This window comes from Pseudochrobactrum asaccharolyticum (genome assembly GCF_003314995.1).
In the GTDB taxonomy this organism is placed as follows: Bacteria; Pseudomonadota; Alphaproteobacteria; order Rhizobiales; family Rhizobiaceae; genus Pseudochrobactrum; species Pseudochrobactrum asaccharolyticum.
In genome coordinates this window covers 603501-627910 of the sequence record NZ_QNRH01000003.1, presented here as the reverse complement: position 1 = coordinate 627910, position 24410 = coordinate 603501, and the positions used below count along the sequence as shown (strand labels likewise).

At 50.0% G+C, this 24410-nt stretch carries 18 protein-coding genes; 4 read left to right on the top strand and 14 right to left on the bottom strand.

The features are described 5' to 3' along the window. Positions 1-23: 23 nt before the first annotated feature. From aldA to DFR47_RS11130, 4 genes are all read right to left on the bottom strand, one after another. Entirely contained in the window at positions 24-1484 is a 1461-nt protein-coding gene (gene aldA, locus DFR47_RS11145; RefSeq protein ID WP_113944461.1) for an aldehyde dehydrogenase, read from the bottom strand. 66 nt (positions 1485-1550) lie between these two features. Beyond that, positions 1551-2636: a 2-keto-3-deoxygluconate permease gene (locus DFR47_RS11140; RefSeq protein ID WP_210207296.1), complete on the bottom strand. Its 1086-nt coding sequence runs from the start codon at positions 2634-2636 to the stop codon at positions 1551-1553. A gap of 71 nt (positions 2637-2707) precedes the next feature. Continuing rightward, on the bottom strand, positions 2708-3328 hold the full coding sequence (locus tag DFR47_RS11135; protein ID WP_113944460.1) for a hypothetical protein: 621 nt from the start codon (positions 3326-3328) through the stop codon (positions 2708-2710). 86 nt (positions 3329-3414) lie between these two features. Beyond that, the gene (locus tag DFR47_RS11130; RefSeq protein WP_113944459.1) at positions 3415-4761 is read right to left on the bottom strand and encodes an NAD(P)H-dependent oxidoreductase; all 1347 of its coding nucleotides are present in this window, start codon (positions 4759-4761) and stop codon (positions 3415-3417) included. Positions 4762-4884: 123 nt separating this feature from the next. Here DFR47_RS11130 and DFR47_RS11125 point away from each other — a divergent pair, with 123 nt between their 5' ends. Continuing rightward, a complete protein-coding gene (locus tag DFR47_RS11125) occupies positions 4885-5805 on the top strand; it encodes a LysR family transcriptional regulator (RefSeq protein WP_113944458.1) in 921 nt (306 codons plus the stop codon). A 21-nt stretch (positions 5806-5826) separates the two neighbouring features. Here the strand turns inward: DFR47_RS11125 and DFR47_RS11120 are convergent, their stop codons facing one another. The 10 genes from DFR47_RS11120 to DFR47_RS11075 all read right to left on the bottom strand — a co-directional run bounded on the left by DFR47_RS11120 (position 5827) and on the right by DFR47_RS11075 (position 19972). Continuing rightward, a complete protein-coding gene (locus tag DFR47_RS11120) occupies positions 5827-7596 on the bottom strand; it encodes an ABC transporter ATP-binding protein (protein WP_113944457.1) in 1770 nt (589 codons plus the stop codon). Further along, on the bottom strand, positions 7593-8552 hold the full coding sequence (locus DFR47_RS11115; protein ID WP_113944456.1) for an acetamidase/formamidase family protein: 960 nt from the start codon (positions 8550-8552) through the stop codon (positions 7593-7595). Before DFR47_RS11115 ends, DFR47_RS11120 begins: the two co-directional genes overlap by 4 nt. 6 nt (positions 8553-8558) lie before the next feature. Further along, entirely contained in the window at positions 8559-10187 is a 1629-nt protein-coding gene (locus DFR47_RS11110) for an ABC transporter substrate-binding protein (protein WP_113944455.1), read from the bottom strand. A 23-nt stretch (positions 10188-10210) separates the two neighbouring features. Next, entirely contained in the window at positions 10211-11131 is a 921-nt protein-coding gene (locus DFR47_RS11105) for an ABC transporter permease (protein ID WP_113944454.1), read from the bottom strand. Further along, positions 11131-12030 carry an ABC transporter permease gene (locus DFR47_RS11100; RefSeq protein ID WP_113944453.1) on the bottom strand — a complete coding sequence of 300 codons (900 nt, stop codon included), beginning with the start codon at positions 12028-12030 and terminating at the stop codon, positions 11131-11133. Before DFR47_RS11100 ends, DFR47_RS11105 begins: the two co-directional genes overlap by 1 nt. Continuing rightward, complete coding sequence (locus DFR47_RS11095; protein ID WP_170137483.1) at positions 12005-12613, bottom strand: ANTAR domain-containing response regulator; 609 nt, start codon at positions 12611-12613, stop codon at positions 12005-12007. Before DFR47_RS11095 ends, DFR47_RS11100 begins: the two co-directional genes overlap by 26 nt. Beyond that, positions 12613-13689 carry a transporter substrate-binding protein gene (locus DFR47_RS11090; RefSeq protein WP_113944536.1) on the bottom strand — a complete coding sequence of 359 codons (1077 nt, stop codon included), beginning with the start codon at positions 13687-13689 and terminating at the stop codon, positions 12613-12615. Before DFR47_RS11090 ends, DFR47_RS11095 begins: the two co-directional genes overlap by 1 nt. Positions 13690-13904: 215 nt before the next feature. Next, on the bottom strand, positions 13905-17420 hold the full coding sequence (locus DFR47_RS11085) for an autotransporter outer membrane beta-barrel domain-containing protein (protein WP_113944451.1): 3516 nt from the start codon (positions 17418-17420) through the stop codon (positions 13905-13907). Positions 17421-17910: 490 nt separating this feature from the next. Beyond that, positions 17911-18960, bottom strand: coding sequence for a lipoate-protein ligase LplAB (gene lplAB, locus DFR47_RS11080; protein ID WP_113944450.1), 1050 nt, complete (start codon positions 18958-18960; stop codon positions 17911-17913). Between the two features lie 148 nt (positions 18961-19108). Beyond that, the gene (locus DFR47_RS11075; RefSeq protein WP_113944449.1) at positions 19109-19972 is read right to left on the bottom strand and encodes a LysR substrate-binding domain-containing protein; all 864 of its coding nucleotides are present in this window, start codon (positions 19970-19972) and stop codon (positions 19109-19111) included. Positions 19973-20300: 328 nt separating this feature from the next. On the opposite strand from DFR47_RS11075, the gene DFR47_RS11070 reads away from it, so the two are divergent. From DFR47_RS11070 to phnY, 3 genes are all read left to right on the top strand, one after another. After that, positions 20301-21494 carry a 2-aminoethylphosphonate--pyruvate transaminase gene (locus DFR47_RS11070; RefSeq protein ID WP_113944535.1) on the top strand — a complete coding sequence of 398 codons (1194 nt, stop codon included), beginning with the start codon at positions 20301-20303 and terminating at the stop codon, positions 21492-21494. A gap of 54 nt (positions 21495-21548) precedes the next feature. Next, entirely contained in the window at positions 21549-22808 is a 1260-nt protein-coding gene (phnA, locus tag DFR47_RS11065) for a phosphonoacetate hydrolase (RefSeq protein WP_113944534.1), read from the top strand. Positions 22809-22901: 93 nt separating this feature from the next. Then, positions 22902-24359, top strand: coding sequence for a phosphonoacetaldehyde dehydrogenase (gene phnY, locus DFR47_RS11060; RefSeq protein WP_210207295.1), 1458 nt, complete (start codon positions 22902-22904; stop codon positions 24357-24359). The last annotated feature ends 51 nt before the right edge of the window (positions 24360-24410 follow it).

The following is a 24410-nucleotide window of genomic DNA, read 5'->3' as shown; positions in this document are numbered from 1 at the left end:
GCGTCCGGAAGGGTTTTCAGAGATTATTCGCCTTTAATATAGACGACCTGTGTTTCCATGAATTCATAGAGACCATGCTTGCCGTCAGCACCGCCGATACCGGATTTGCGACGACCGGCATGGAAGCCCTGCATCGCTTCGAAATTCTCGCGGTTAATATAAGTTTCGCCGAATTTCAGTTCACGTGCAGCTTTCAGTGCCGCATTCAAATCACGGGTATAAACCGATGATGTCAAGCCGTAATCGGAGTCATTGGCCAGCGCAATGGCTTCATCGAGGCTACTGACAGCCTGAACCGGCAGCACAGGCCCGAAAGTCTCACGGCGCATAATATCCATCTGTGCAGTAGCACCGGTGAGCAGGGTTGGCTCGTAGTGATAACCCTGACCGCGATCCGCAATTTTGCCGCCTGTTACAACTTTTGCACCTTGTGTTTTTGCCAATTCAACGGCTTCTGCCACTTTGTCGAGACCGGCCTGATTAACCAGAGGGCCCATATGCAGATCGCTCTCAACAGACGGATCACCATAACGGGTGCTTTCAAAGAGAGCTTTCAGCTTCGCAACAAGTGCATCATGCACATCCTGTTCGACATAGACACGTTCGGCACAGTTGCACACCTGACCGGTATTGATAACGCGTGAGTCAAAAATCGCCTGTGCAGCGAGATCAAGATCGGCGTCTTTCAGCACGATGGCCGGTGCCTTACCGCCAAGCTCAAGATTAACGCGGGTCAGGTTTTTGCCAGCCAGCTGCATGATATGCGAGCCGGTGCCAACCGATCCGGTGAAGGTTATGAGATCAACACCCGGATGGGCAGCCAATGCCTCGCCTGTCACACGGCCACGCCCGCCGATCAGGTTGAAAACGCCCTTTGGCAGATCGGTTTCCGCAACCAGTTCTGCAAAAATATAAGCATTAACAGGTGTTTCTTCACTTGGTTTGATGACAATCGTATTGCCCGTCACCAATGCCGGAGCCAGTTTGCGGGCAATCAGAAAGAACGGAAAATTCCACGGCAGAATACCGGCCACAACACCAACCGGTTTACGCAGCAGCAGCATGGTCTCATTCGGACGATCTGATGTGAGAACCTCGCCTTCAATGCGGCGTGCCCATTCGGCCATATAGTCGATATAATCTGCGGTGAAATCAACTTCCACCTGCGCCAGTCCCTGCACTTTGCCTTGTTCCTTGACCAGAATATCGGCAAGGGCAAGACGATGTTCGCGGATTTTCGCAGAGATTTTACGCAGATATCCGGCACGCTCAATGGCCGGACGGCGCTCCCAATCCGCCTGTGCAGTACGGGCTGCGGCGACTGCACAGTCAACTTCCGCACTGTCGGATTCCGGTACACGGGCAATGACAGCGCCTGTTGCCGGATTGATCACATCGATTTTGTCCTTTGTGCTGTCGACAAATGTGCCATCGATGTAATTGCGGTAGAGACGGTCTGTGCCGATAAAACGATTGGTGGTCATAAAATAATCCTCCGAAATGTTGAAGTGTCCGGTGCGGAGAAATGTGCTCCGCACCGGATTGCAGCGTCAGGCACGGGCCGGTTGAGCCCGTTTTGGAACGGGGGCACCTTCTACGCTGCCGGTATTGATCCAATGTTCTTCCGCTTCCGGCGAGATGCCGCGGGCATGTTGCCAGCGGGAAATAGCCACGACCAGAAACGGCACGAGTAAGGCGGTGGTGATCGTTGCTGCGGCAACCTGCGATGTCGAGATGGCTTCAATTGCCTTATAGCTCGGATCAAGCAGAGCAACTGCAGCGGGTGTGGCAACGGCATTGCCGGCCACGGTGGATTCCGCGGCACCGGAAATCAGATTGCGGGTGGCATGAGGGCGGCGGGTAATAACATACATAATCTGCAGAAACAGCATGGCGAACAGGCCTGAGCAGATAACGGTGGCGATACCAAGCAAGACACCCTGCATGCCGGCTTGCAGCAGCATTGAGAAATCAATGCCACGCCCGACCACAAAGCCAAGGAACGGAATGAGCAGGCTTTCACCCGATGCCAAAAATTTACGGGCTTCTGAAGAGAAATTCCCGACGACAAAGCCGATGAGCAGTGGCAGCAGACAACCGATCAGCATTTCCATAGGAAAAGCGGCCAGACCGGCGGTGCCAAGGATCAGCAGAGTAATGAACGGGCCGTCATTGAGCGAAATCACTGAAACCGCACCACGGTCTGAAGCATTACCGAACTGCTTGGTCAGAGCCACATAAAGCGCTGAGTTCGAGTTGGTCATACCGGCAATAATGGCCAGCGGTGTCAGTCCCCACAATGTACCGCTTGGTGCATAAAAGGCCACAAGAAGCCCGATGGAGCCACCAATAAAAGCTTTGCCGAGCAAAATGGCCGCGCCTTTTTGCAACGTAGCAGATGTCTGGCGAAAATCGATTTGTGCGCCCATGCAGAAGAAGAACAGGCCGAGCAATGCACCTGTACCATCACGGAAAAGCGCAGTGGTAAAGCTGCCGACATTCAGCACTTCCGGCCAGAAAGTATTGATTGTTGCGCCTAAAAACAGCGGCACAATCATCAATGCGCCTGGAATTTTATTTAAAATATGGCCAAGCGAGCTCATCAGCCCGCGGCTTTCTGTATGTGCTGAACTCATTTCTTCCTCCCCTGAAATATGTTCATACATGATGGCAAACCGCCGGTTCAGAACCGGCGGTCAGAATTTGGTCAGGCTAGTTCAAGATCTTCCCGCAGGTCTTTGTTCCAGACGAGTTTTGCCGTGCTGACGACGTCTTCTTTTGACAAGACCGGAAAACGGATTGATTGCAAGTCCCCTTCATGAGCAACATACTCATCTGCTTTGCTAAGCAGCTCGGTTTGTTCGGTCGGAAAGAAACTTGTTTGCTCCGAATAGTTATAAACCATCGTAAATCGACCGTCAGAAACAGTACCGTCCGGTAATTTCACACCGGCAGGACAAGCATTCCATGTATGCGGAACACCGACCGGAATATCGACAAGGCTACCGGGTGCCACGACAAAATATTCACCGCATAATTCGGTAATACCCACGCCGTTCAAAACGAGAATACGCTCCGGCAGCATTTTCAAATCGCTGGATTCTGTATCGCGGATCATATGGATATGACGTGGCAAACGGCAGTCAGTATGGAATTCAATAAAACCGAACTGCCCCTCGAATGACAGTTTTTCACCATCATCATGACCGGTGTAAAGCTCATGCATGGTGACCGGAAAACCTTCAAGCGGAACCTTTACATTCGCACCGCTGCCATGGGTTATACGGGTACCATTATTGAGCTTTACGCCTAAAATCTCAGCAGACATTTTGATATCCTCTGGTTCTTTTATTGAGCAACCTGTCCTGTCACTTCCTTCGGTACAGGGCAGGGCATTCTATCTGTTTCGCGCGGTCAGACCGTGGCAAGAAACTGTTTTTCCATTTCTTTGCGCAAGCGGATGGTGACGTCATTCGCGTCATACTCAACATCTGACCAGCAGACGACCTGACCATCGGCGATGTTGTTTTTCAGCTTCATGCCGTGGGCAAGACCAATCGGAACGGCATCTAGTCTGGACGATGTTGCGGCCGGTATGACCTTGCCGTAAACGGTGTAACCGCCTTCACCATCCAGCATTTCACCGGCTTGCAGCCCACGTTTTGCAACAGCGACAACATCAGCACTCCAGCCTTTGGTGCGGCCGGTCGGTTCCTGACGAGTAGCAATGGAAGCGACGGAAACACCCAGTTCCAATCCGATCAGGTGATAAGGTTTATAGGTTGCGGCGAAGCGACCGGTAGAATCCGTCAGAAGACCGTATTGTTTGAAACAATCACGGACATACTGGGTTTCCCCTTCAATCACCACATAAACGCCCCAGCGCAGATCGCGGAACACCGGACGACCGTCACGCTCAACGGAAGACACAACTTCCACCGTGCCACGACGTTTAAGAGTACCGCCATATTCCTCAGGGCGTAGAACCGTCTGCAAATCATCCGCGCCACAGGCCGGAAACAGCAAACCGTCGTCAGGCGGCAATAATTCACAACCATTGGCAACGGCTGCCATTTCCAGAGCTGACTTGGTGCCATCGAGGAACGAGTTAAACATTTTCGGGTTGAAATCACCGCCGGCTACTTGTTCCGGTGAAAAACCGTAATGTCCCCAAACAGTTTCAGGTGTCGATTTGTGATAAACCGGTAGGTATTTGGTGCCTTTACCGGCGCAGACCACATCAAAACCGGTGCAACGTGCCCAATCACAAAGCTCGGCGATCAGCGATGGCTGATCACCGGCTGCCATAGAGTAGATAATACCGGCTTCTTCTGCTTTTTTCGCCAGTAACGGACCTGCAAGCACATCGGCTTCAACATTGACCATCACGATATGTTTGCGATTTTCGCAAGCCAGCAAAACATGGCACACACCGGCAGCCGGATGTCCGGTTGCATCAATAATCACGTCAATGAAAGGGCTCGCAATCATGTCTGCGGCATTATCGGTCACAAAAGTCGAACCGGCTTTATAGGCTTCTTCAAAAGATTTGGCGGAGAATTGCTCGTCTGCCCAGCCGACACGGCGCAGTGATGCATAGGCATTCGGAATATTAAGATCGGACACACCAACCAGATGCACACCCGGTGTACGGTTGACTTGCGACAGATACATTGAGCCGAATTTGCCTGCACCGATAATACCGACGCGCACGGATTTTCCTGCGGCATCGAGCGCGCGGAGTTTGTCAAACATTGACATGTGATAGCTCCCAGAGACTTGCTTACTATGTTGTCCGGCTGCTCCCTCCACAGACCAGCCAGACACAGACGTAAAATTACAAACTCATTTGCATTGTTGTAAATTCGCAGATAAACAAAGCGGATGTGCGAAAATTCCCATACCTCTGAACTCGATTGGGACGATCTGCGGGCTTTTCTGGCCGTTGCCCGTATGGGACGATTGACTGTCGCTGCACGCCGGTTGGGACTGGATCATTCAACACTGAGCCGCCGTATAACCTCTCTGGAGGCCAATCTGCGGGTGTTGTTGTTTGAGCGCTCTCCGACTGGTTATAAAATTACCGAAGCGGGTCAAAAGCTTGCAGCGGAAGTTCAGCAAATGGAAAGCGCGGTTATTCGTATCCGCACGGATGTTTCAGCAGAAGTAAATGCCCTTGCCGGACCTATTCGCCTGACCATGCCGGAGGGGTTTTCCTCAAGTTTTTTCGTGCGCAGGCTAAACCATCTGCCAGCAGAACTGGCCGCAGTTCGTATTGAACTGATCGCAAATCCTTCTATTCTGAGCCTGACCAAACGTGAGGCGGATATTGCGATTATGATGGAGCGTCCGACGCTCGGACCTCTGGTTTCACGTAAATTATGCGATTATGAATATGGTTTATATTGCAGCCGCAGCTATCTGCAATCGCATGATAATATCGCTGCGCCATCAGATATCGACCGCCATTTTGTCATTGGCTATATTCCCGATTATCTGCCGACACCGGCACATGATTATTTGCGCGATTATCTGCCCCACCGTGATGCAGATTTGCAGGTTTCGAATATTCTGACACAGGTAGATGCAACCTGTCAGGGATTGGGCGTAGCCTTGCTGCCGTGTTTTATTGCCGATAATCATCCTGAACTGGTGCGATTGCTGACCGGAGATATTAGTTTCGTACGGTCATACTGGATCGTAACACACGAAAATCCGCGTTATCCTTCACGCACCCGCTCAATCAAAGACTTTATTGTCGGGCAGGTTGAAGCCTACCGGACAAAGTTCCGGCCATCATCATAGCATAGACTGCACAACAAGATTTTAGCGGGCAACGAGATGCCCGCCGCCGATATCCACCAGCTGAACCCGTTCCGGCTGTTGTCCTGCCTTCCAGACGGGGCTTGGAATATCTCCGGTTAGACGTGAGACCTCACCACGTTCGCGGCGCGGATCAGGCACCGGCACTGCAGCGAGCAAGCGTTTGGTATAGGCATGTTGCGGATTGCTGAACAGCTGCGCGCGTGTTCCCATTTCCACAATCTGTCCCAGATACATCACCGCCACCCGGTCGGAAATATTTTCGACCACGGCCATATCGTGACTGATAAACAGATAGGTGACGCCGGTTTCTTTTTGCAAGTCCCGTAGCAATTCCAGCACTTTGGCCTGAATTGAAACATCAAGTGCGGCAACGCTTTCATCGCAGACGATGAGCTTTGGTTTGAGTGCCAGAGCACGCGCAATACAAATACGCTGGCGCTGGCCACCGGAGAACTGATGCGGATAGCGGTCATAAACTGCGGAAGACAGTTCCACCCGTTCCAGCAACTCGCAGACCCGTGCTTTTTGTTCTGCCAGCGTGCCAATACCGTGAATAACCAATGGCTCACGAATAAGCTCGCCAATAGTCATACGCGCATCAAGTGCCGCCATCGGATCCTGAAACACGATCTGTAATTCACGACGGATTGCCTTACGGCCTTTATGATCCAGATCGCTCAGAGCCTGTCCGGCAACCTCAATACGGCCGCTATGCTGCACCAGTCCCACCAGAGCTTTCGCCATAGTGGATTTCCCGCAACCGGACTCACCGACCAGAGACAGAGTTTCTCCCCGATAAATATCCAGCGATACATGCTCGACGGCATGGACATTGGCTGCAACACGCCCCAGCAGGCCTTGCCGTATGGCAAATTTTACCGATACATCATCGTAGCGCACCAGCACTTCGCGATTGTCATGCAGGGGGCGCTTGGCACCAGTGCCGATGCGCGGCACGGCCGCCAGCAGGTCTTTGGTATATTGTTTCTGTGGTGCGTCAAACAGATCAACCGTTGTGGCTGTTTCCACCATCTGTCCCTTGCGCATGACAATAACACGATCGGCCATTTCGGCTACAACGCCCATATCATGGGTAATCAGAATAACAGCAGTGCCCAGTTCTTTTTGCAAATCTCGTAACAAATCCAGCACTTCGCGCTGCACAGTCACATCAAGTGCGGTTGTCGGTTCATCCGCAATCAGTAGGGCAGGGCGCAGGGCAATGGCCATAGCAATCATCACGCGCTGACGCATACCACCTGACAATTCATGCGGATATTGTTCAAGGCGTTTTTCCGGCTGCGACAGCCGTACAGCCCGTACGGCCTCCAATGCGCGGGCGCGTGCTTGGGAAACAGAAAGCGGCTCATGCGCACGAATTGCCTCAACCAGCTGCCGCCCGATTGTCATTACCGGATTGAGCGCAGTCATCGGTTCCTGAAAAATCATGGCGATACGGGCACCGCGGATGTCCTGCATTTTTTTCTCGGGAAGGCCGGTCAGCTCCACATCACCAAAGTGAATGGAACCACCGGTCACCCGCACCTGAGGCTGCGGCAACAGCCCCATACAGGCAAGCGAGGTAATCGATTTGCCTGAACCGCTTTCTCCCGCAATTGCCAGTGTCTCACCACGACGCAAGTCGAAGCTGAGCCCCTGCACAAGTGGTATCAACCCGTCCTCAGAACGGGCGGAAACCTGTAAATTCCGGACGGACAGAACGACATCCGCCGGAACCTCAACAACGGGAGAAAGCAATGCAGCACTCATTCGAATACAACCCTCGGGAAGTAGAAGCTTACAACAACATTCGGCATATCCACGATTTCCGAGATACGTAGATCACCGCAGGTTGAAACCAGCATATAGGCGTCAACCGGATCCATCTTCTGTGTGGTGGCCAGAAGATCGACCATGTTTGCCACCGCATCACGTGCCGCAGCCCAGAGATCAGGACCGATACCTGTGGTGACTTCATAGCCTTTGGCATCAAGGTGACGTGTCACCGGTCCCGGTGTGGTGAAACGCGGAGTTTTCAGCGGCTGATCTTTGATGAGATCAAGTGTCAGAACCACATCAAACGGGCTTTCAATTGCGGTGCCGCAAACTTCACCGTCACCCTGTGCAGCATGCGTATCACCGACGGAGAAAAGTGCTCCGTCCACTTCAACCGGCAGATAAAGAGTGGTGCCTGCCGCGAGATCGCGGATGTCGAGATTGCCGCCGACGCGACGGGGCGGAACAACCGAATGATGGCCTTTTTCCGCGAGGGCATTGCCGATTGTACCTGCAAAAGGCTTGAGCGGCACACGCCCATGTTTGCCGAATAAAGCCGGTTCCATGCTGGATGCATCAAATTTCCAGACCTGCAATGCAGGATCAGGGAACTGATCCGTCAGCAGCCCGAAGCCCGGAATATTCGCTGTCCAGCCAAAGCCAGCACCTTCGCGAAGCTGCGGTGTAAAGCTTTCAATGGTAACTTTCAGCACATCACCCGATTTGGCGCCGTCCACAAAGATCGGGCCGGAAACAGGGTTGATCTTAGCAAAATCCAGCGCTTTGACATCCTCGACGGTAGAACGGGGGCCAAGCTGGCCCCCTGAACTATCAAGGCACTGGAACAGGATCGTTTCACCCGGTGCGGCAGTCAATGCAGGTGCAAAGCTGTTATCCCAGCCAAAGTGATGCTGATGCGCATGGATCGTGTGATTGCAGTGCTTGCACATGCGTGCTTACTCCTTGATATAAACGTAATCGTAATTCACCGGAATAGAGACCGGATCGACATACAGGCTGTCTTCGCCGCCCATACGTGCTGACTTCAGTGTGAAGCGCTGTTCGTTAAAAACCGGTGCCCAAGGCGCATCTTCCATGACTTTGGTGTAAACCTCTGACCATTTTGCCAGACGTTCACCGGCTTTCGCCGGATCAACGATGGAGTCTGCATCTGCGGCCTTTTTATCAAGGTCTTCATTGCAGTATTTCGACCAGTTCCAGCCGCCTTCCACAGCACCGCCGCAACCAAGGATCGGGCCATAAAAATTGGCCGGATCAGGGAAATCAGCAATCCATGCCATGCCGCCGGACCAGACCATAGGTGCATTGCCTGCACCGCCAGCCTCGATCACATTGGCCTGTGCAAGAGATTTGATACCGGCTTTAATGCCGATTGCCTTCAGATCCTGCTGAATAGCCTGCGCAATACGCGGGTTCGGGTCGGTATTCATGACATAAAGTTCGGTTTCGAAACCATCTGCATAACCTGCATCTGCCAGCAGTTTCTTGGCACCTTCCTGATCATAGGCATAGCCCTTGTAATCTTTCGTGTAGCCCGGCATGGATGGCGGCAATGGCTGGGTGGCAGGCACGGCACGACCATTGATGACCTGAATGATACGGTCTTTATTGATCGCCATATTGACAGCGCGGCGCACTTCTACCTTGTCAAAAGGTGCCTTGGTCACATTCATGGTGATATAGCCGGTATGAAGCTGGCCGCCTTCAACGACATTTTTAGCCTGCTCCGGATCTTTCATCACCTCAACAAATTTTGCCGGCGGAATACCGTCCCCCGGAATATCAATCTCACCTTTCTGCGCGCGCAGCAGGGCAACAACCGGCTCCTGACCAACTTCTACGGTGAAGCTGTCGAGATAAGGCACACCGGCAATCCAGTAATCAGCGTTCTTTTCAAAAACGAGGCGCTGGCCGAGTGTCCATTCAGTCAGTTTGAAGGCGCCGGTACCGACAGGTTTTTTACCAAAATCTGCGCCTGCGGCTTCAACGGCTTCTTTCGGCACGATGAAAGAGAAATTCAACGCCATAATATGCAGGAAGGTCGCATCTGGACGAGCGAGCTTAATCACAACAGTATTGGCATCTGCTGCACTGACGCCGGAGAGCGTTGCGGCTTTACCGGCGGCAGCATCTTCATAGCCTTCGATCATCGAGAAGAAACCCTGACCCGGAGACTGGGTTGCAGGATTGACAACACGGTTCAGGGAATAGACCACATCATCCGCGGTCAATTCACGGCCGTTGTGGAATTTAACACCTTTGCGCAATGTGAATGTATAGGTTTTACCGTCTTCGGAAATGTCGTATTTTTCGGCCAGTCCCGGACGCAGTTCCGTGGTGCCCGGCTTATAATCCATCAACCCGTCAAAGACCGATTTGATCATCGACCAGTTCTGCCAGTCATAACCGATCGCCGGATCAAGTGTTGCCACATCGTCCTTATAAGTCACGATCATATTGCCGCCGTGCTTCGGCTCCTGTGCATTGGCTGGAACCGCTGCTTGCAGTGCCACTAAGCCCGTCAGAGCAGTCGCCAAAGCGGTAGAAAGGAATAGTTTCTTCATTGCCTCACTCCTGTGTAAAGTATTCAACGTAGCTTGATGCGCGGATCGATAAGCGGGGAGATCAGATCGGCGATGAGATTGCCCAGCACAATGCCGCAGGCAGAGACCAGTGTGACGCCCATGATAATCGGGATATCCACGCGCTGAATGGCCTGCCATGCAAGCTGCCCGATGCCGGGCCAGCCGAAGACGCTTTCCACCACCACAATACCGGACATAAACATACCGATATCAATACCGATCATTGCGATGATCGGCAGAATAGCATTGGGCAAAGCATGGCCGAAAATCACACGGCTGCGGCCAAGTCCTTTGGCGCGCGCAGTGCGGATAAAATCCGCGCGCAACACATCAATCATTGATGAGCGTACAATGCGCGAATACCAGCCGGACCCGAGAATGCCGAGCGTTAAGGCAGGCAGAACAATGTGCGAGAAGGTGCCGTAGCCGCCGATCGGGAACCAGCCAAGCGTGACCGCAAAGACAAACAGAAGCAACAGCGCCACCACAAATTGCGGTGCTGAAACGGTCATGAAACTGGTCAGCATCAATGCATTATCAAGCAACTTGCCGCGGTTGAGCGCCGCAATAATGCCGAGCGGCAGACCAATCAGCAATTCGCAGATAATTGCCGCGACCAGCAGTTGCAATGTTGCGGGCAGGCGGGACAGAATAAGGTCGGTTACTTCCGTCTTCTGCAAGTAGGAGCGGCCAAGATTGCCGTTGATGAGGTTCCAGAGATAATCGCCATATTGCACGATAAACGGCTGGTCCAGCCCCAGCTGCTGCCGGATGCTCGCCACGGTTTCAGCCGTGGCAGAGCGTCCGGCAATCTGCCGTACGGGGTCGGCAGGCAACACGTAAAGCAGCACAAAGGTGATGAAAGAAACACCAAGCAGGATCAAAGCGGACTGGATCAGGCGGCGTAAAATATAGGCAAACATCAGTCACGCCCCTGTTGTGTCGGATCAAGAATATCGCGAAGAGCATCACCAACGAGGTTGAAGCCAAGTGCTAGCAACAAAATTGCTGCGCCCGGAATAAACACCAGCCATGGTGCAGACTGAAAATAGGTCTGATTTTCGAAGATAATATTGCCCCAGGATGGTGTCGGCGGCTGCACGCCAACGCCCAAGTAGGACAAAGTCGCTTCCAGCAATACGGTGGTAGAAATACCCAGCGTGCCCCAGACAATCAGGGTCGGGATCAGATGCGGAAGAATATGCAGAAACAGAATGCGGCCATGCCCAGCGCCCAGTGTTTTCTCAGCTGCAATATAATCACGTTCTGCCAGTGAGGAGGTCTGGGTGAAGATAACGCGTGCGGTCTGCACCCAGTTCACAAAGGCAATCACCATTGCCACAATCCATAAGGATGGTGAAAAAATCGCCGCCAGACAGATTGCCAGCAGCAATGCAGGAAATGCCATCATCAGATCGGTAAAGCGCATCAGAACGGCACCGGTGATACCACGGAAATAACCGGCAGTGACACCAATCAGCGTGCCGATCAGCAGAGCTGCGCCATTGGCGACAACGCCGATAACCAGTGATGTCTGTGCACCATAAAGCAGACGCGAAAACAGATCACGCCCAAGCAAATCAGTGCCGAACCAGAATTGCTCTCCCGGCGGCATCGGCGCGCCTTCAATTGTCAGACCTTCAAAAAACTGTTCATTCGGATCAAACGGTGCAAGCCACTGGGCAAAAACCGCACCGCCGACGCAGATCAGAATGATCAGCAGTCCGACGACAGCAAGCTTACGCTGCAATAAACGCCGCATGATGGAAGGGCCACGCTTTGGTGCTGCAAATGGTTCAGGCGAGATCGATGCGTCTGCCATTTTGGGCGCCCCTCTCTGGTGAATGATTGGCGACAATACGTTCAGCCGCAGTTTCAATAGTGACCTGCCACGCCATGGCGACCTGCCGCAGCAGGTCATAGGCTTCAGCTTCGGTTTTTCCCTTCATCATGGAAATCATCACGGCCTGCACAATCGTTTGTCGGGCGGATAAGCGATGTTCCAAATCGGCGATGAGGGCTGACGAGGCCTTGGCCTGATCAAAATTACTACGTGCCACCAGCAAAGCTGCATAAACACCTTTATCGCTGACCGGCTTGAGCAGTTGCGCATGCGCGCCCATATCCATTGCCCATTTTAAACGCCCCGGAACTTCCGAGCCGATCAGGGCAATCATCGGCATAGCTGAATGTCCGGCATTCCATGGAAATTGCTCATCATGTCCCGTGTCCGCATCATAAAAGATGAAATCGGCATTCAAGGCCTCAGCCGGTAATTCCGGCCATGCTTCACGTACTTGCAAACCGATAACGCTCAGTTGACGAACAAGCCCCTGCACAGACGGGTGAGGGCGGTGGAGAATCCATGCTGTTGCGCCGCCGAGATTTTCTGTTCTGATCCGCATCAGGACACCACCTTCAGAAAGCTGTTACCCAGTGGTCGCGGTGTATAATGGGTCAGATACGGGTCTGCGCGCAGAGCCGGAAGGCGTCTGATTTCAGTAAAATGATTACCTTCAAGACGCGCAATGACGACGGGTTGTGCGGCGTGTAAATTGGTCGGGTCGAGTTTAGGCTGATAACCGTTGCGCATGGAGGTTAAAAGCAACTCGGACAAAGACAGTTTTTCTGCACCTGCACGGCCATGCAACAAATTTGCCAGTTCATGGACCGATTGCCGCGACATTTCCAAGAAGGAACCGCCCTGAGCCTTGGCTGGTTCAAACCAGGGACCGGCAGCTATCAAGCCACTGGCTGCACCTTTGGCAGCTGCAATCTCGCATTCCGTAAAGTTGCAGGACAAAACCGTCAGCGCATTGCCGCTCTGTGATTCTGTTTTCAAGGCGGTCAGCATCTCCAGAAAAGCATAGGAGCTGTCGCCAACCAAGGAATTCAGAATGAAATCCGGCTTCAATGCCTCGATATCATGGATAATATGATCAAGCGCAGTATTACCTATTGCAAGATAACGGTCACCGAGAACAGAGCCACCGGCATAAGTGATATGTTCACGCGCAATGCGTGCCAGTTCCCAGCCCCAGATATAATTGGAGCCGACGAAATAAGCGCGTTTTCCCAAGTTCGGCAGTGCCCATTCCAGCAACGGCAACAGATGCTGGTTGGGACATGCATGCATATAGGCGACACGTTCAGAGGCTTCGAACCCTTCATAGGGAACCGGATACCACAGGACGCCATCAAAGCGTTCAAGTTCCGGAATGACCTCTTTGCGTGAGGCGGAAGTGACACAGCCGAAGATGTGTCGAGCCTGAGAGTTTTGCAAAATATCGCGACAAAGCGGTGCATAGCGATCTGCTTTGCCTTCGGGATCACGCTCAACGATCTGAAAATGAACATCAAGGCCGGCATCCGCATTGACTTCGTCAACGCCCTGCAAAACACCGGCACGGCTGGCGCATGAAATCGCAGCATAATTACCGCTTTTTGATTGCAATAAGCCGATTTCGATGGTGCGCTTCATTTTCTCCCCCAGAAAAATGAAAAAACCCCGCTCATTCCCATAGTAAAATGAGAATTGACGGGGCTCGAATGCCATTTATTGTTTCACATTATATGCGTGAGAAAATGACTCCGCAAGATGTGCAATAAAAAATATTATTCCAGGACATATTGTTGCGTTTCGGATTGTAAAATTCAGCCACCATCATCAATTGTGATAGTGGCTGAATGGTTGGTTTAAAAAGCATATTTCAGTTTAACAGACAGATTTCCGCCTTCACGCTTGCCGAGGAAGGCGTTGCCTTTGAAATCAACGTTCAGGCGGTCATTGGCTGTAGGCTGGAAACGAACACCCAATGTCCCGATAGTAGTGAAGCCACGGACACTTGGGGCATCAATATCAAAACGGCCATAAGTTTTACCCGTGGCTTTGCCATCGAACTCATATTCTACGCCTAATCCTGCTAAGAACGACCAGTTTTGATTGTAGTTATACTGATTTTCTGCATTCAGCCGGATGCGGTTGGACTTAAGCTTGTCGAAATAGAAATTATCACCGGCTATGGTCACATCGTGGCTATCAGTTTGTGTCCATAAATATTTCAGTGAAGTATTGAGTTGATTGGCATCGTTCAGTTTCAGTGAATAACCGGTGCCGATATGTGCACTCATATAGTTTCCGTTTAAGGTATAGCGTGCTGCTTCTCCTGTTGCGGCGTTACGAATATCCGAGGTTTCGTATTTCGTACGCAGACGCCCGCCACGGAATGATGCATCCATGTAAAAGCCGTTTAAGAAATCATAATATCCATAGAGACCTGCACCATAGTAACGGTTGTCACCTTTTCCATGAACATTTGCTGCATCCGTAAAAGAATTATAGGTGTCATAATCCGCTGTACCATATTCAACAAAAGCGGCAGCTGTTAAGTGTTCTGCCTGATAGCTCAAGCCTGCCGTGACAAGTGCACCGTTGGCATCAATATGGGAACCGGTTTTATAGCGGCTTGTATGACCAGAAGCCTGAACAAAAGGCACTAAACCTTTATGCTGGTTCTGTTCAGTAATAACATTGAACGTGTTATCCGCAATATTATCAGCCTGTCTGGTTAAAAGCATCAATCCCGAAAGATTACCCTCAGGTAATGATTTGAGTTGAGGGTTTACCTTAGGTTCTGGTTTTTCCGGATCGTGTCCTGCAAGAATGACGGCTGTAACAAGCCCATTTTCTTTATCGACTTTGGTTTCGACATCATAAAAAAGAGATATGCCTTGTTGAACCTGTTTGACATCTTTTGATTCATGCCCTTGGCCTTCGCCGGTAATATTACCCTGCATCAAAACAAACTCAGTGCCTGTTGATACTACGTTGCCTGAGTGAATGCCCGTGACATAAACATCGGATTTTACAGTCCCCGAGCTGTTTGTATTATTTGCATTTGTGCCGAATATAATCTGATCGGCAGTAATCATGGCAGTTGAGGAATTGGCCAAATCTGGATTGAGCGTGAAATTATAGGTTTGGAAATTACCAATCGTACCAATAGTAACTGGTTTTGTATTTCCAAAATTTAAGGTATTACCCGTAAATACGTCATATTTTTGTGGCTTATATTCTGTTCCGCCAATTGTACTATATTCGAGATAACCACCGTAAATGGAGCTGTTGGCATTATTGATTGTGTTGCTTCCATTAATGGTCACTATATTATCTTTAGAATATAGATGATTTCCGGTATCTGCTTTAATATCTACTGCATCCGCCGTATTCGATTTTCCGACAACGAAACTGGCATAACCACCATAAATGCTACCTTCAATTTCGTTGCGACCATCAATGGTGATTTTATTATTATTTACTTCAGCTGTAATAAAACTAGCTTGAAGATCTAATTTATTAATGTTCGCAGCATCATCAACGCCTAATTTAATGCCGGCATGGCCGGAAATTAAGTCGCCTTTAATTTTATTGTTTGTTCCACGAACAGAAATCGTATTTTCATTACTAAAAAACTTGTTGCTATTAATGTATATCGATCCGGATGCATTATCTTGGATGCCGCTATAATGCTGTTTAACGAGTGCAGATCCCGCATTCAGGCCGCCCAAAATACTATTGTCATTGCCTTGAATAACAATAGTATTTTTATTGCTGGTTAATTGATTGGATGAAATATCAGATCTTCCGTGAACAGTTCCGACGCCTGAAAGATTGCCAAATTTATGCTCAAGAATTGCCGCACCTGCATTTAAACTGCCTGTGACCTCGGTACCATTCGCGGCAATCATAATAATATTTTCGTTGCTGTTTAATTGATTTTGATTTCTAATGTTGGCAGTCAGATTCAAGGGAAAAGCTGTGGTGCCATTTATTGCATCGCCATAATCGTGTTTTATACTTGCCAGTCCGGAATTGATATCACCGTCAATCCGGTTGTTTTTTCCGGTAATATTTACAATATTTCCATTACTATTTAAATTGTTACTATAGCTTGAATGGTCTATTTTTGCAGCCTCATTAGCTCTTCCTTCCATCTCTCCAGAGGGTAATCCGCCCGTATTGGTGGAAAGGTATTTGATATCGATGTATGATTTTCCGGAGTTAACATTGCCGCTGATATTACTGCTATCGCCTGTAATGTTTATTGTATTTTTATCAGAATTTAGAGTATTATTGTTTGTTTTAGCGTTAGACCAGAGAATGCCGGTTTCACCGTCATTGCCTTGAAGCTTACCAAAATTTTGCAAAATAAATGCAGATCCGGCATCGATGCTGCCGCCGAAAGAGTTTTCTCTGCCGCTGATAATAATTGTATTCGCGTTAGCATCCAAAGTGTTGTTTAACACGTTAGGGAAAATGCGGGCATCTGCGTCTGAAGCTGCTCCGGATTGAAGGCCGTCAATAAACTGATTAATACTTGCTTCACCGGTATTCAGGCCACCATTAATTGTATTTTTATCGCCATTCATCTGAATGGTGTTTTTTTCACTTTTTAGCTTGCTGTCATTCAATTGCAGTTTAGCCTGTGCAAAATGATTGCTATTGCTGCCGCCATTGATTGTACCGAAAACCTGGCGAGTTGTGGCGACACCGGCATTTAAACGACCTTGTTTGGTTGTTGAGTTGTTTAAATTATATAGGATTGCATTGCCGCTGGCTTCTAAATCCAAGCCGCTTAATTCACTCTTTACATCGCATCTGCCCATGCTCTGACAGTCGATAGACGCAACAACATCTGTATAATGGCTCAAGCCGACATAAATATCCCCGTTAACTGAGCCATTTGTCAGTGTTAATGTATTTGCATTCGCTGTTGTTGTTTTATCTGTTGTGCCAAATAAAGCAGAATAGCCTACCACAACAAAATCCGGTATGGTGCCGTTGCTGAAATCCACAATGGCATTAGCACCGTTTAAAATCGGCTCACCATTATCATCCCGCGCAATAAATCCCAGCGAAGAGCCGGTGCCTATCAAATTTTCAAAATTACCAGCGATACTACCGCCTGTTACTAAAAGGCTCGCATTGCCATCATAAATTTGTTGTGCAGAACTCACCGTACCAAGTATAAAAAACAGAAAGCTGCTTGCGAGCAGTGTGTCGCGAAAAGAGCGGATGGAGTAATTTTTATTATTTAAATTTTGATTTTTAAGATTTGCATTGTGAGATTTATAATCATTTTCCCCTCTCATTAAGTTCGCATTTGTTAGACCCGTTTCGTGGTTTAATATGCTCTTATTGATATGGTTCATGTTAAATTCCAATGTGCTATTTATAAGATGCCTTATGTTTTATACGCGACATTAAAATATAATTTATAAGTAATAATGAATATAACTGACTTTAAAAAATATACATATCTAAAAATATTAAGATTGAATTTTATCGTATTTTTTTAAAATTACTGAAGTATCTTATCTGTACTGCAAAGTACCGCGCATAGCAGCGAAACAATTTTACATAGAAAATTGATATACAAAGCACGGATAGCGTGATTGTTTCTATATGCTTATGGGGGGGGGGGCGTTTTAGGGTCGGACGCTTGTCAGTTGGATGGCAATAGAAACCCAGAAAGTGCCGATCATAATTGCGTTTATCGGCAATCTTCGGGTGAATTTTGATGTTAAAGTCTATAAGAATTGCAGTTGATGAACGAGCGTCCATCAGCTGCAATTATGGTTCTATTAAAAAACTGCTTTTCTTACGCGAGATCTGAAGCAGATGCGTGATACAGAATTTTATTTACGGAATATGATGCAGCCATTTTTCTGTGGCGAATTTCTCGGTGACGAGTTGTTCTGCAGCAGCAAACTCTTCGGGCGTGATAGCGCCTTTAACACCGCCATTGAGTGAAACAAACATCTCTGTCATGCGGTCAATCACCTCGCGGCGTGGTAGGCCCGTTTGGCTGCGCACAGGATCAACGCGCTTAGCTGCACTAGCTGTTCCTTTGTCGGAGAGTTTTTCCCGGCCGATGCGTAAAACCTTCATCATTTTATCGGCATCCATGTCATAAGCCATAGTGACATGATGAAGGACGGTGCCGCCGGAATATCGTTTTTGTGCCGCTCCGCCGATTTTACCCTTGGAACTCGTAATGTCATTCAGCGGCTTGTAAAATGCATCAACACCAAGAGAATTCAGCGATTTTAATACCCACTCGTCGAGGAATGCATAGGAATCGGCAAAGCTCATATCGCGTACGAGATCGCCCGGGGCATACAGAGAATAGGTAATTGTATTTCCCGGCTCCACAAACATAGCACCGCCGCCAGTAACACGACGTACAGTTTCTACGCCCATTGCCTTGGTTGCTTCCATGTCGACTTCATTGCGCAGAGATTGAAATGCACCAATAATAATTGACGGACGTTCCCATTCCCAGAAGCGGAGCGTCGGAGCGCGGCGTCCGGCAGCGACTTCTCGTGCTAAAACCTCGTCCAACGCCAGATGCATTGCTGGTGATAAAGGCGGGATATCAATGATTTGCCATTCAAAATCACGCCAGGTCTTGGCAACGCCGAGTGCGCGGCGAACCGCAATAGCAACCGCTTCCGGGCTGAAGCCGATCATAAAGGCATCAGGGCGAAGTCCTGTCCGGACCGCGCCGGCGATTTCTTCCGCAGATGCGGTTGCAGATAAGCCATTGAGAGCATTACGAATATCATCAAGGGCTTCATCAGGTTCAAGAAAAAAATCTCCTGCAACCTGAACATCATGCAGTTTGTTGTCCTTAACTTCCAGATCAACAACAACCAGTTTGCCGCCGTGTACTTTGTATTCACCGTGCATGTGCATATACCTTGCGATAGAAAAACAATACGCTGCAATCTTACCTAGCTAATTGAGTAAAAATTATCCAGCGAGAATGTGCTGGTTTAAGCTTACAGCTGTTTCTATATTTCATTGGAAATGCTGTATTTCAGCAATGAGACTTTACTCAGGCCTCTTCTGTCGCAATTTTAAAGAATGCATTGATAAGCGTCCCGTTACTGCGCTCTTGCAGGCAGATCAGTGTTTCATCCATCAGTTCTTCACGCGTGTTGATCGAGAGCGGATGCAAGCGGCTGTCATTGCTGAATTCGGCCATTGAGACAAAGCCGATCCCTGCACCGCCGGCAACGATTTCACGAACAGCTTCGCGGCCTTCTGCTTCAATAGCAGGTTTTAGCACGACATTTTTTTCAAGCGCGAGATCTTCTAATTTCTGGCGCGTTTTTGAGCCTTTTTCACGAAAGACCAGCGGCCATTGCAGCAATTCTGTGAGATCAATGTTGGAAAAACGACTGAGCGGATGATCTCTGGCGACAAAGGCGATGATCGGTGATGAGTTAAGCTTATGGATGAGAAAGTCCCGTGCTTTAGGGACTTCGCCTAGTACGCCGATGTCTGCTTCATAGCGATAGAGGCTGGAGATAACTTCCTCACTATTGCCGGTTTGCACGCTGATTTGCACCGAGGGATATTTCTCCCGAAAGGCTCCGAGAATACCAAGAATATGGTGTGCCGCATCGGCCATAATGCGCAACTTTCCCGCACGCAGCACCCGTGATTCAGACAGGAAATCCAGTGCCTGCTGTTCCACTTCGAAGAGCCGGTGCGTGATTTCAAGCAGTTTCACACCGGCATCGGTCAGGCTGACTTGTTTTTTATGCCGGTTAAACAGCAGTACATCATATTCTTCTTCCAGCTTGCGCACCTGATCGGAAATAGCGGGCTGTGTCAGGCATAAAGCTTCAGCGGCGCGGGAAAATCCGCCGGAAATTGCCACATAGTGAAACGCCCGTAACTGAACATAGCGCATGGATTTCTCCTACAGCATGTCGCAGCTAAATGGGTTCATTTAGCGTTTGCGAACATGCGACAATTAAAAGGATCTAGAGCGAGTGCTGTGGGTACGATTAAACGCGACACGCTCTAGTCCCGAGTGTTTTTCTGATTTGAGAGTCAAGCTTAGCACAGCAATTTTTTAACACAATATGCATCTGTAAAACTTATAGATTGATTTGAAATAACGATTTTACAAATATTTGTCTTTCCCTGAGGATAAAGCAAATCCGCATTTTGCAAGGTATCCGGAGGGACAGGACATGCAAGCAACCGGTGAGAAACGACAGCAGGCACAAGCAGATATGCTTCCGCACTGGAAAGCCAATCAGTTTCTGGCGCCGGTATTGGGAGAACCCTATTTGCTGACACCGGGGCCGCTGACCACCGATTATGCGGTGAAGCAGGCGATGCTGCGGGACTGGGGTTCATGGGATGGTGATTTTCGGGCAATGACAGCCGAAATGCGTGAGCGCTTGCTGCGTGTTGCCGGTGATGACAAGCATGAATTTGATTGTGTGCCGATACAGGGCAGCGGCTCCTTTGCCGTTGAAGCCATGCTCGGGACATTTCTGCCGAAAGACAGCAAAATTCTGGTGCTGATGAACGGTGCTTACGGGCAGCGCATTGTGCAGACACTGAATTATCTGGGGCGTGCTCATAGTAAAATTGACAAGGGAGATTATCTGCCGCCGCGTGCGGATGAGGTTGCGCAGGCGCTGGATGCCGATCCGGCAATCACCCATGTGATTGTGGTGCATTGCGAAACCAGCTCCGGCATCCTCAATCCGGTCGCGGAAATCTCAGAAGTTGTTTATGCCAAGGGGCGCAAGCTGCTGGTCGACAGTATGAGTGCTTTCGGCGCCGTTGATCTGAGCGTGAACAAAATCCGCTATGAGGCCATGGTCTCCTCGGCCAATAAATGCATCGAAGGTGTGCCCGGTTTTGGCTTTGTGATTGCCCGCAAAAGCGTGCTGGAAGCATCTAAAGGCAATTGTCATTCTTTAAGCCTTGATATTCACGAGCAATGGGCAACGATGAACAAGACCGGTCAGTGGCGCTATACACCACCGACCCATGTGGTTGCTGCCTTTCTGGTTGCCTTGCGGATGCACGAAGCCGAAGGCGGCGCTGAAGGACGCTTGGCACGCTACACCAATAACCGTGATGTGATGGTGGAGGGGATGCGCCAGTTGGGTTTTGAAACATTGCTGCGTGACCGCTGGCTGTCGCCGATCATTGTAACCTTCTTCAATCCTGCGCATCCGAAATTCGAATTTGCCCGCTTCTACGATCTGATGAAAGCAAAAGGCTTTATCATTTATCCGGGCAAGTTGACGGTTGTCGACAGTTTCCGTGTCGGCTGTATCGGGCGCATGGATGCCAATATCATGCGGCAGGTCGTTGCCGCTGCCGCAGACAGCCTGACAGAAATGGGCGTGGATACTGCCGCCCCGCCAGCCGCCGCACTGGATGAACGTGCCAAGCTAGCAGCCTGAGTTTTAAATTGAAAACAGCAGGTGAGCGCAATGCCGCCTGCGGAGGATAATGAAGTGAACAAGATGACCAAGGTAACCGTAACCGTGAACGGCCGTGATTATAACTGGCCGAACGTCCCCGCTATCGCGATCTGTCTTGACGGGTGCGAACCGGCTTATCTGGATGAGGCGATTGCTGCAGGGCTGATGCCGACACTTAAGCGTATTAAAGAGACCGGAACGGTGCGCACAGCCCATAGTGTTATTCCGAGCTTTACCAATCCGAATAATCTTTCCATCGCTACGGGGCGCCCGCCTGCAGTGCACGGCATTTGCGGTAATTATCTCTATGATCGTGAAACCGGTACGGAAGTGATGATGAATGATGTGCGCTTTCTGCGTGCGCCGACCATTTTCAAAGGCTTCTATGATGCCGGTGCGAAAGTCGCGGTTGTGACCGCCAAAGACAAGCTGCGGGCTTTGTTGGGGGCAGGCCTGCAATTCGGCGATAATCGCGCGATTTGTTTTTCGGCAGAGCGTTCTGATACGACAACAAAAGCAGAGAACGGCATTGATAATGCATCGCAATGGTTGGGTATGCCGGTGCCGGAGGTTTATTCCGCAGAGCTTTCAGAATTTGTGTTCGCTGCCGGTGTGAAGCTGCTCAAAACTTTCCGGCCTGATGTGATGTATCTGACCACAACAGACTATGTGCAGCATAAATATGCACCGGGTGTGCCACAGGCCAATGCGTTTTATGAAATGTTCGACAAATATCTGGCCGAGCTGGATGCTTTAGGCGCGGCCATTGTGGTGACTGCGGATCACGGCATGAAGCCGAAACATAAAGCCGACGGTTCTCCGGATGTTGTCTATGTGCAGGATGTTCTCGACGAATGGCTGGGCAAAGATGCCGCGCGGGTTATTCTGCCGATTACAGATCCTTATGTGGTGCATCACGGCGCGCTTGGTTCTTTTGCAACAGCCTATCTGCCGGATGGTGCGGATATCGGTGATATTATGAAACGGCTGGCGGCCATTGAAGGCATTGATGTGGTGCTGAACAATGCTGATGCTGCTGAGCGTTTTGAGCTGCCTCAAGACCGTATCGGCGATATTGTTCTGGTCTCATCGGAGAATAAAGCCATCGGTACCAGCGAGCATCGCCATGATCTTGCAGCATTGAATGAGCCTTTGCGTTCGCATGGCGGACTGACAGAACAGGCCGTGCCTTTCATCGTGAACCGTCAGATGCCGGATTTGCCGGAAGCACCGGTTTTACGCAATTTTGATGCGTTTTTCTATGCAGTTACAGCTGCGGTAGCTCAGTCGTAAGTTGAGGGAAAACATTCCCCCGTGCCGGTAAACCGGTCTCTGCTTTTAAAGCTTAGGACGGTTTCCGGTAGGGTGAATTGAAGGGGAGCCTTTGTGGTGAAGCCGGAAACAATCATTAAAACCAGACATGAGCCTATGCGGATCGCCGGTAAAAAGGTCGATGCGGATGCCGTTTTTGATGTGCATTACCCTTACACAAATGCGGTCATCGGCACGGTTCCGGCAGGGCGCGCCGAACATGCCCGTGAGGCTTTCAGGATTGCCGCAGCCTATAAGCCGAAGCTGACACGCTATGAGCGGCAGAAAATTCTGCTGCGCACAGCTGAATTGCTGGTGGCACGCAAAGAAGAAATGGCTGATCTGATTACTTCGGAACTGGGCATCTCCAAGATGGATTCCTATTATGAGGTCGGTCGCGCCTATGACGTGTTTACGCTGGCAGGGCAGATGTGCCTGCATGATGACGGTGAGATATTCTCCTGTGATCTGACACCGCACGGTAAGGCCCGCAAGATTTTCACGTTTCGTGAGCCATTGCGTTCGATTTCAGCAATCACACCGTTTAATCACCCGCTGAACATGGTTTCGCATAAAGTGGCGCCGGCAATTGCCACCAATAATTGCGTGGTGGTAAAGCCGACCGAACTGACGCCGATGACCGCATTATTGCTGTGCGATATTATGTATGAAGCCGGATTGCCGCCGGAAATGCTGTCGGTGGTGACAGGGCTGCCGAAAGATATCGGCTCGGAGATGATTACCAATCCGGATATTGATCTGATTACCTTTACCGGCGGTGTTCCTGTCGGCAAGATGATTGCCAATACTGCGGGCTATAAACGCACAGTGCTGGAACTTGGCGGCAATGATCCGCTGATTATTCTCAATGATCTGAGTGATGATGATCTGGCTAAAGCGGCCGATCTTGCTGTGGCGGGGGCGACGAAAAACTCCGGCCAGCGCTGCACGGCCGTGAAACGTATCCTGTGTCAGGAAAGCGTGGCCGACCGTTTTGTACCGATGGTGCTGGAGCGGGCAAAGAAAATACGCTTTGGTGATCCGATGGATCCGAAAACAGAACTCGGTACCGTCGTCCATGAACAAGCTGCCGCACGGTTTGAAAAACTGGTCTATATGGCAGCCGAGCAGGGAGCAAAAATTCTCTATGATCCGGGTCGTCAGGGCGCTTTACTGCCACCGATTGTGGTGGACGAAGTACCACACAGCTCGGAACTGGTGATGCAGGAAACTTTCGGGCCGGTTATTCCGATTATTCGCGCGCCGGATGATGATGATGCGCTGATTGCGCTGTCTAACTCGACAGATTTTGGTTTATCCTCGGGTGTCTGCACCAATGATTACCGGCGTATGCAGAAATACATCCGAGGGCTCAATGTCGGCACGGTTAACATCTGGGAAGTACCGGGTTACCGTATTGAAATGTCGCCTTTCGGCGGGATTAAAGATTCCGGCAACGGATATAAAGAAGGTGTGATTGAGGCGATGAAAAGCTTCACCAATGTCAAAACCTTCTCGCTGCCATGGGAGTGAGCAGCGGAAAACAGTCTGAGATAAGGTTCGCGATACGCAAAATGCAATAAA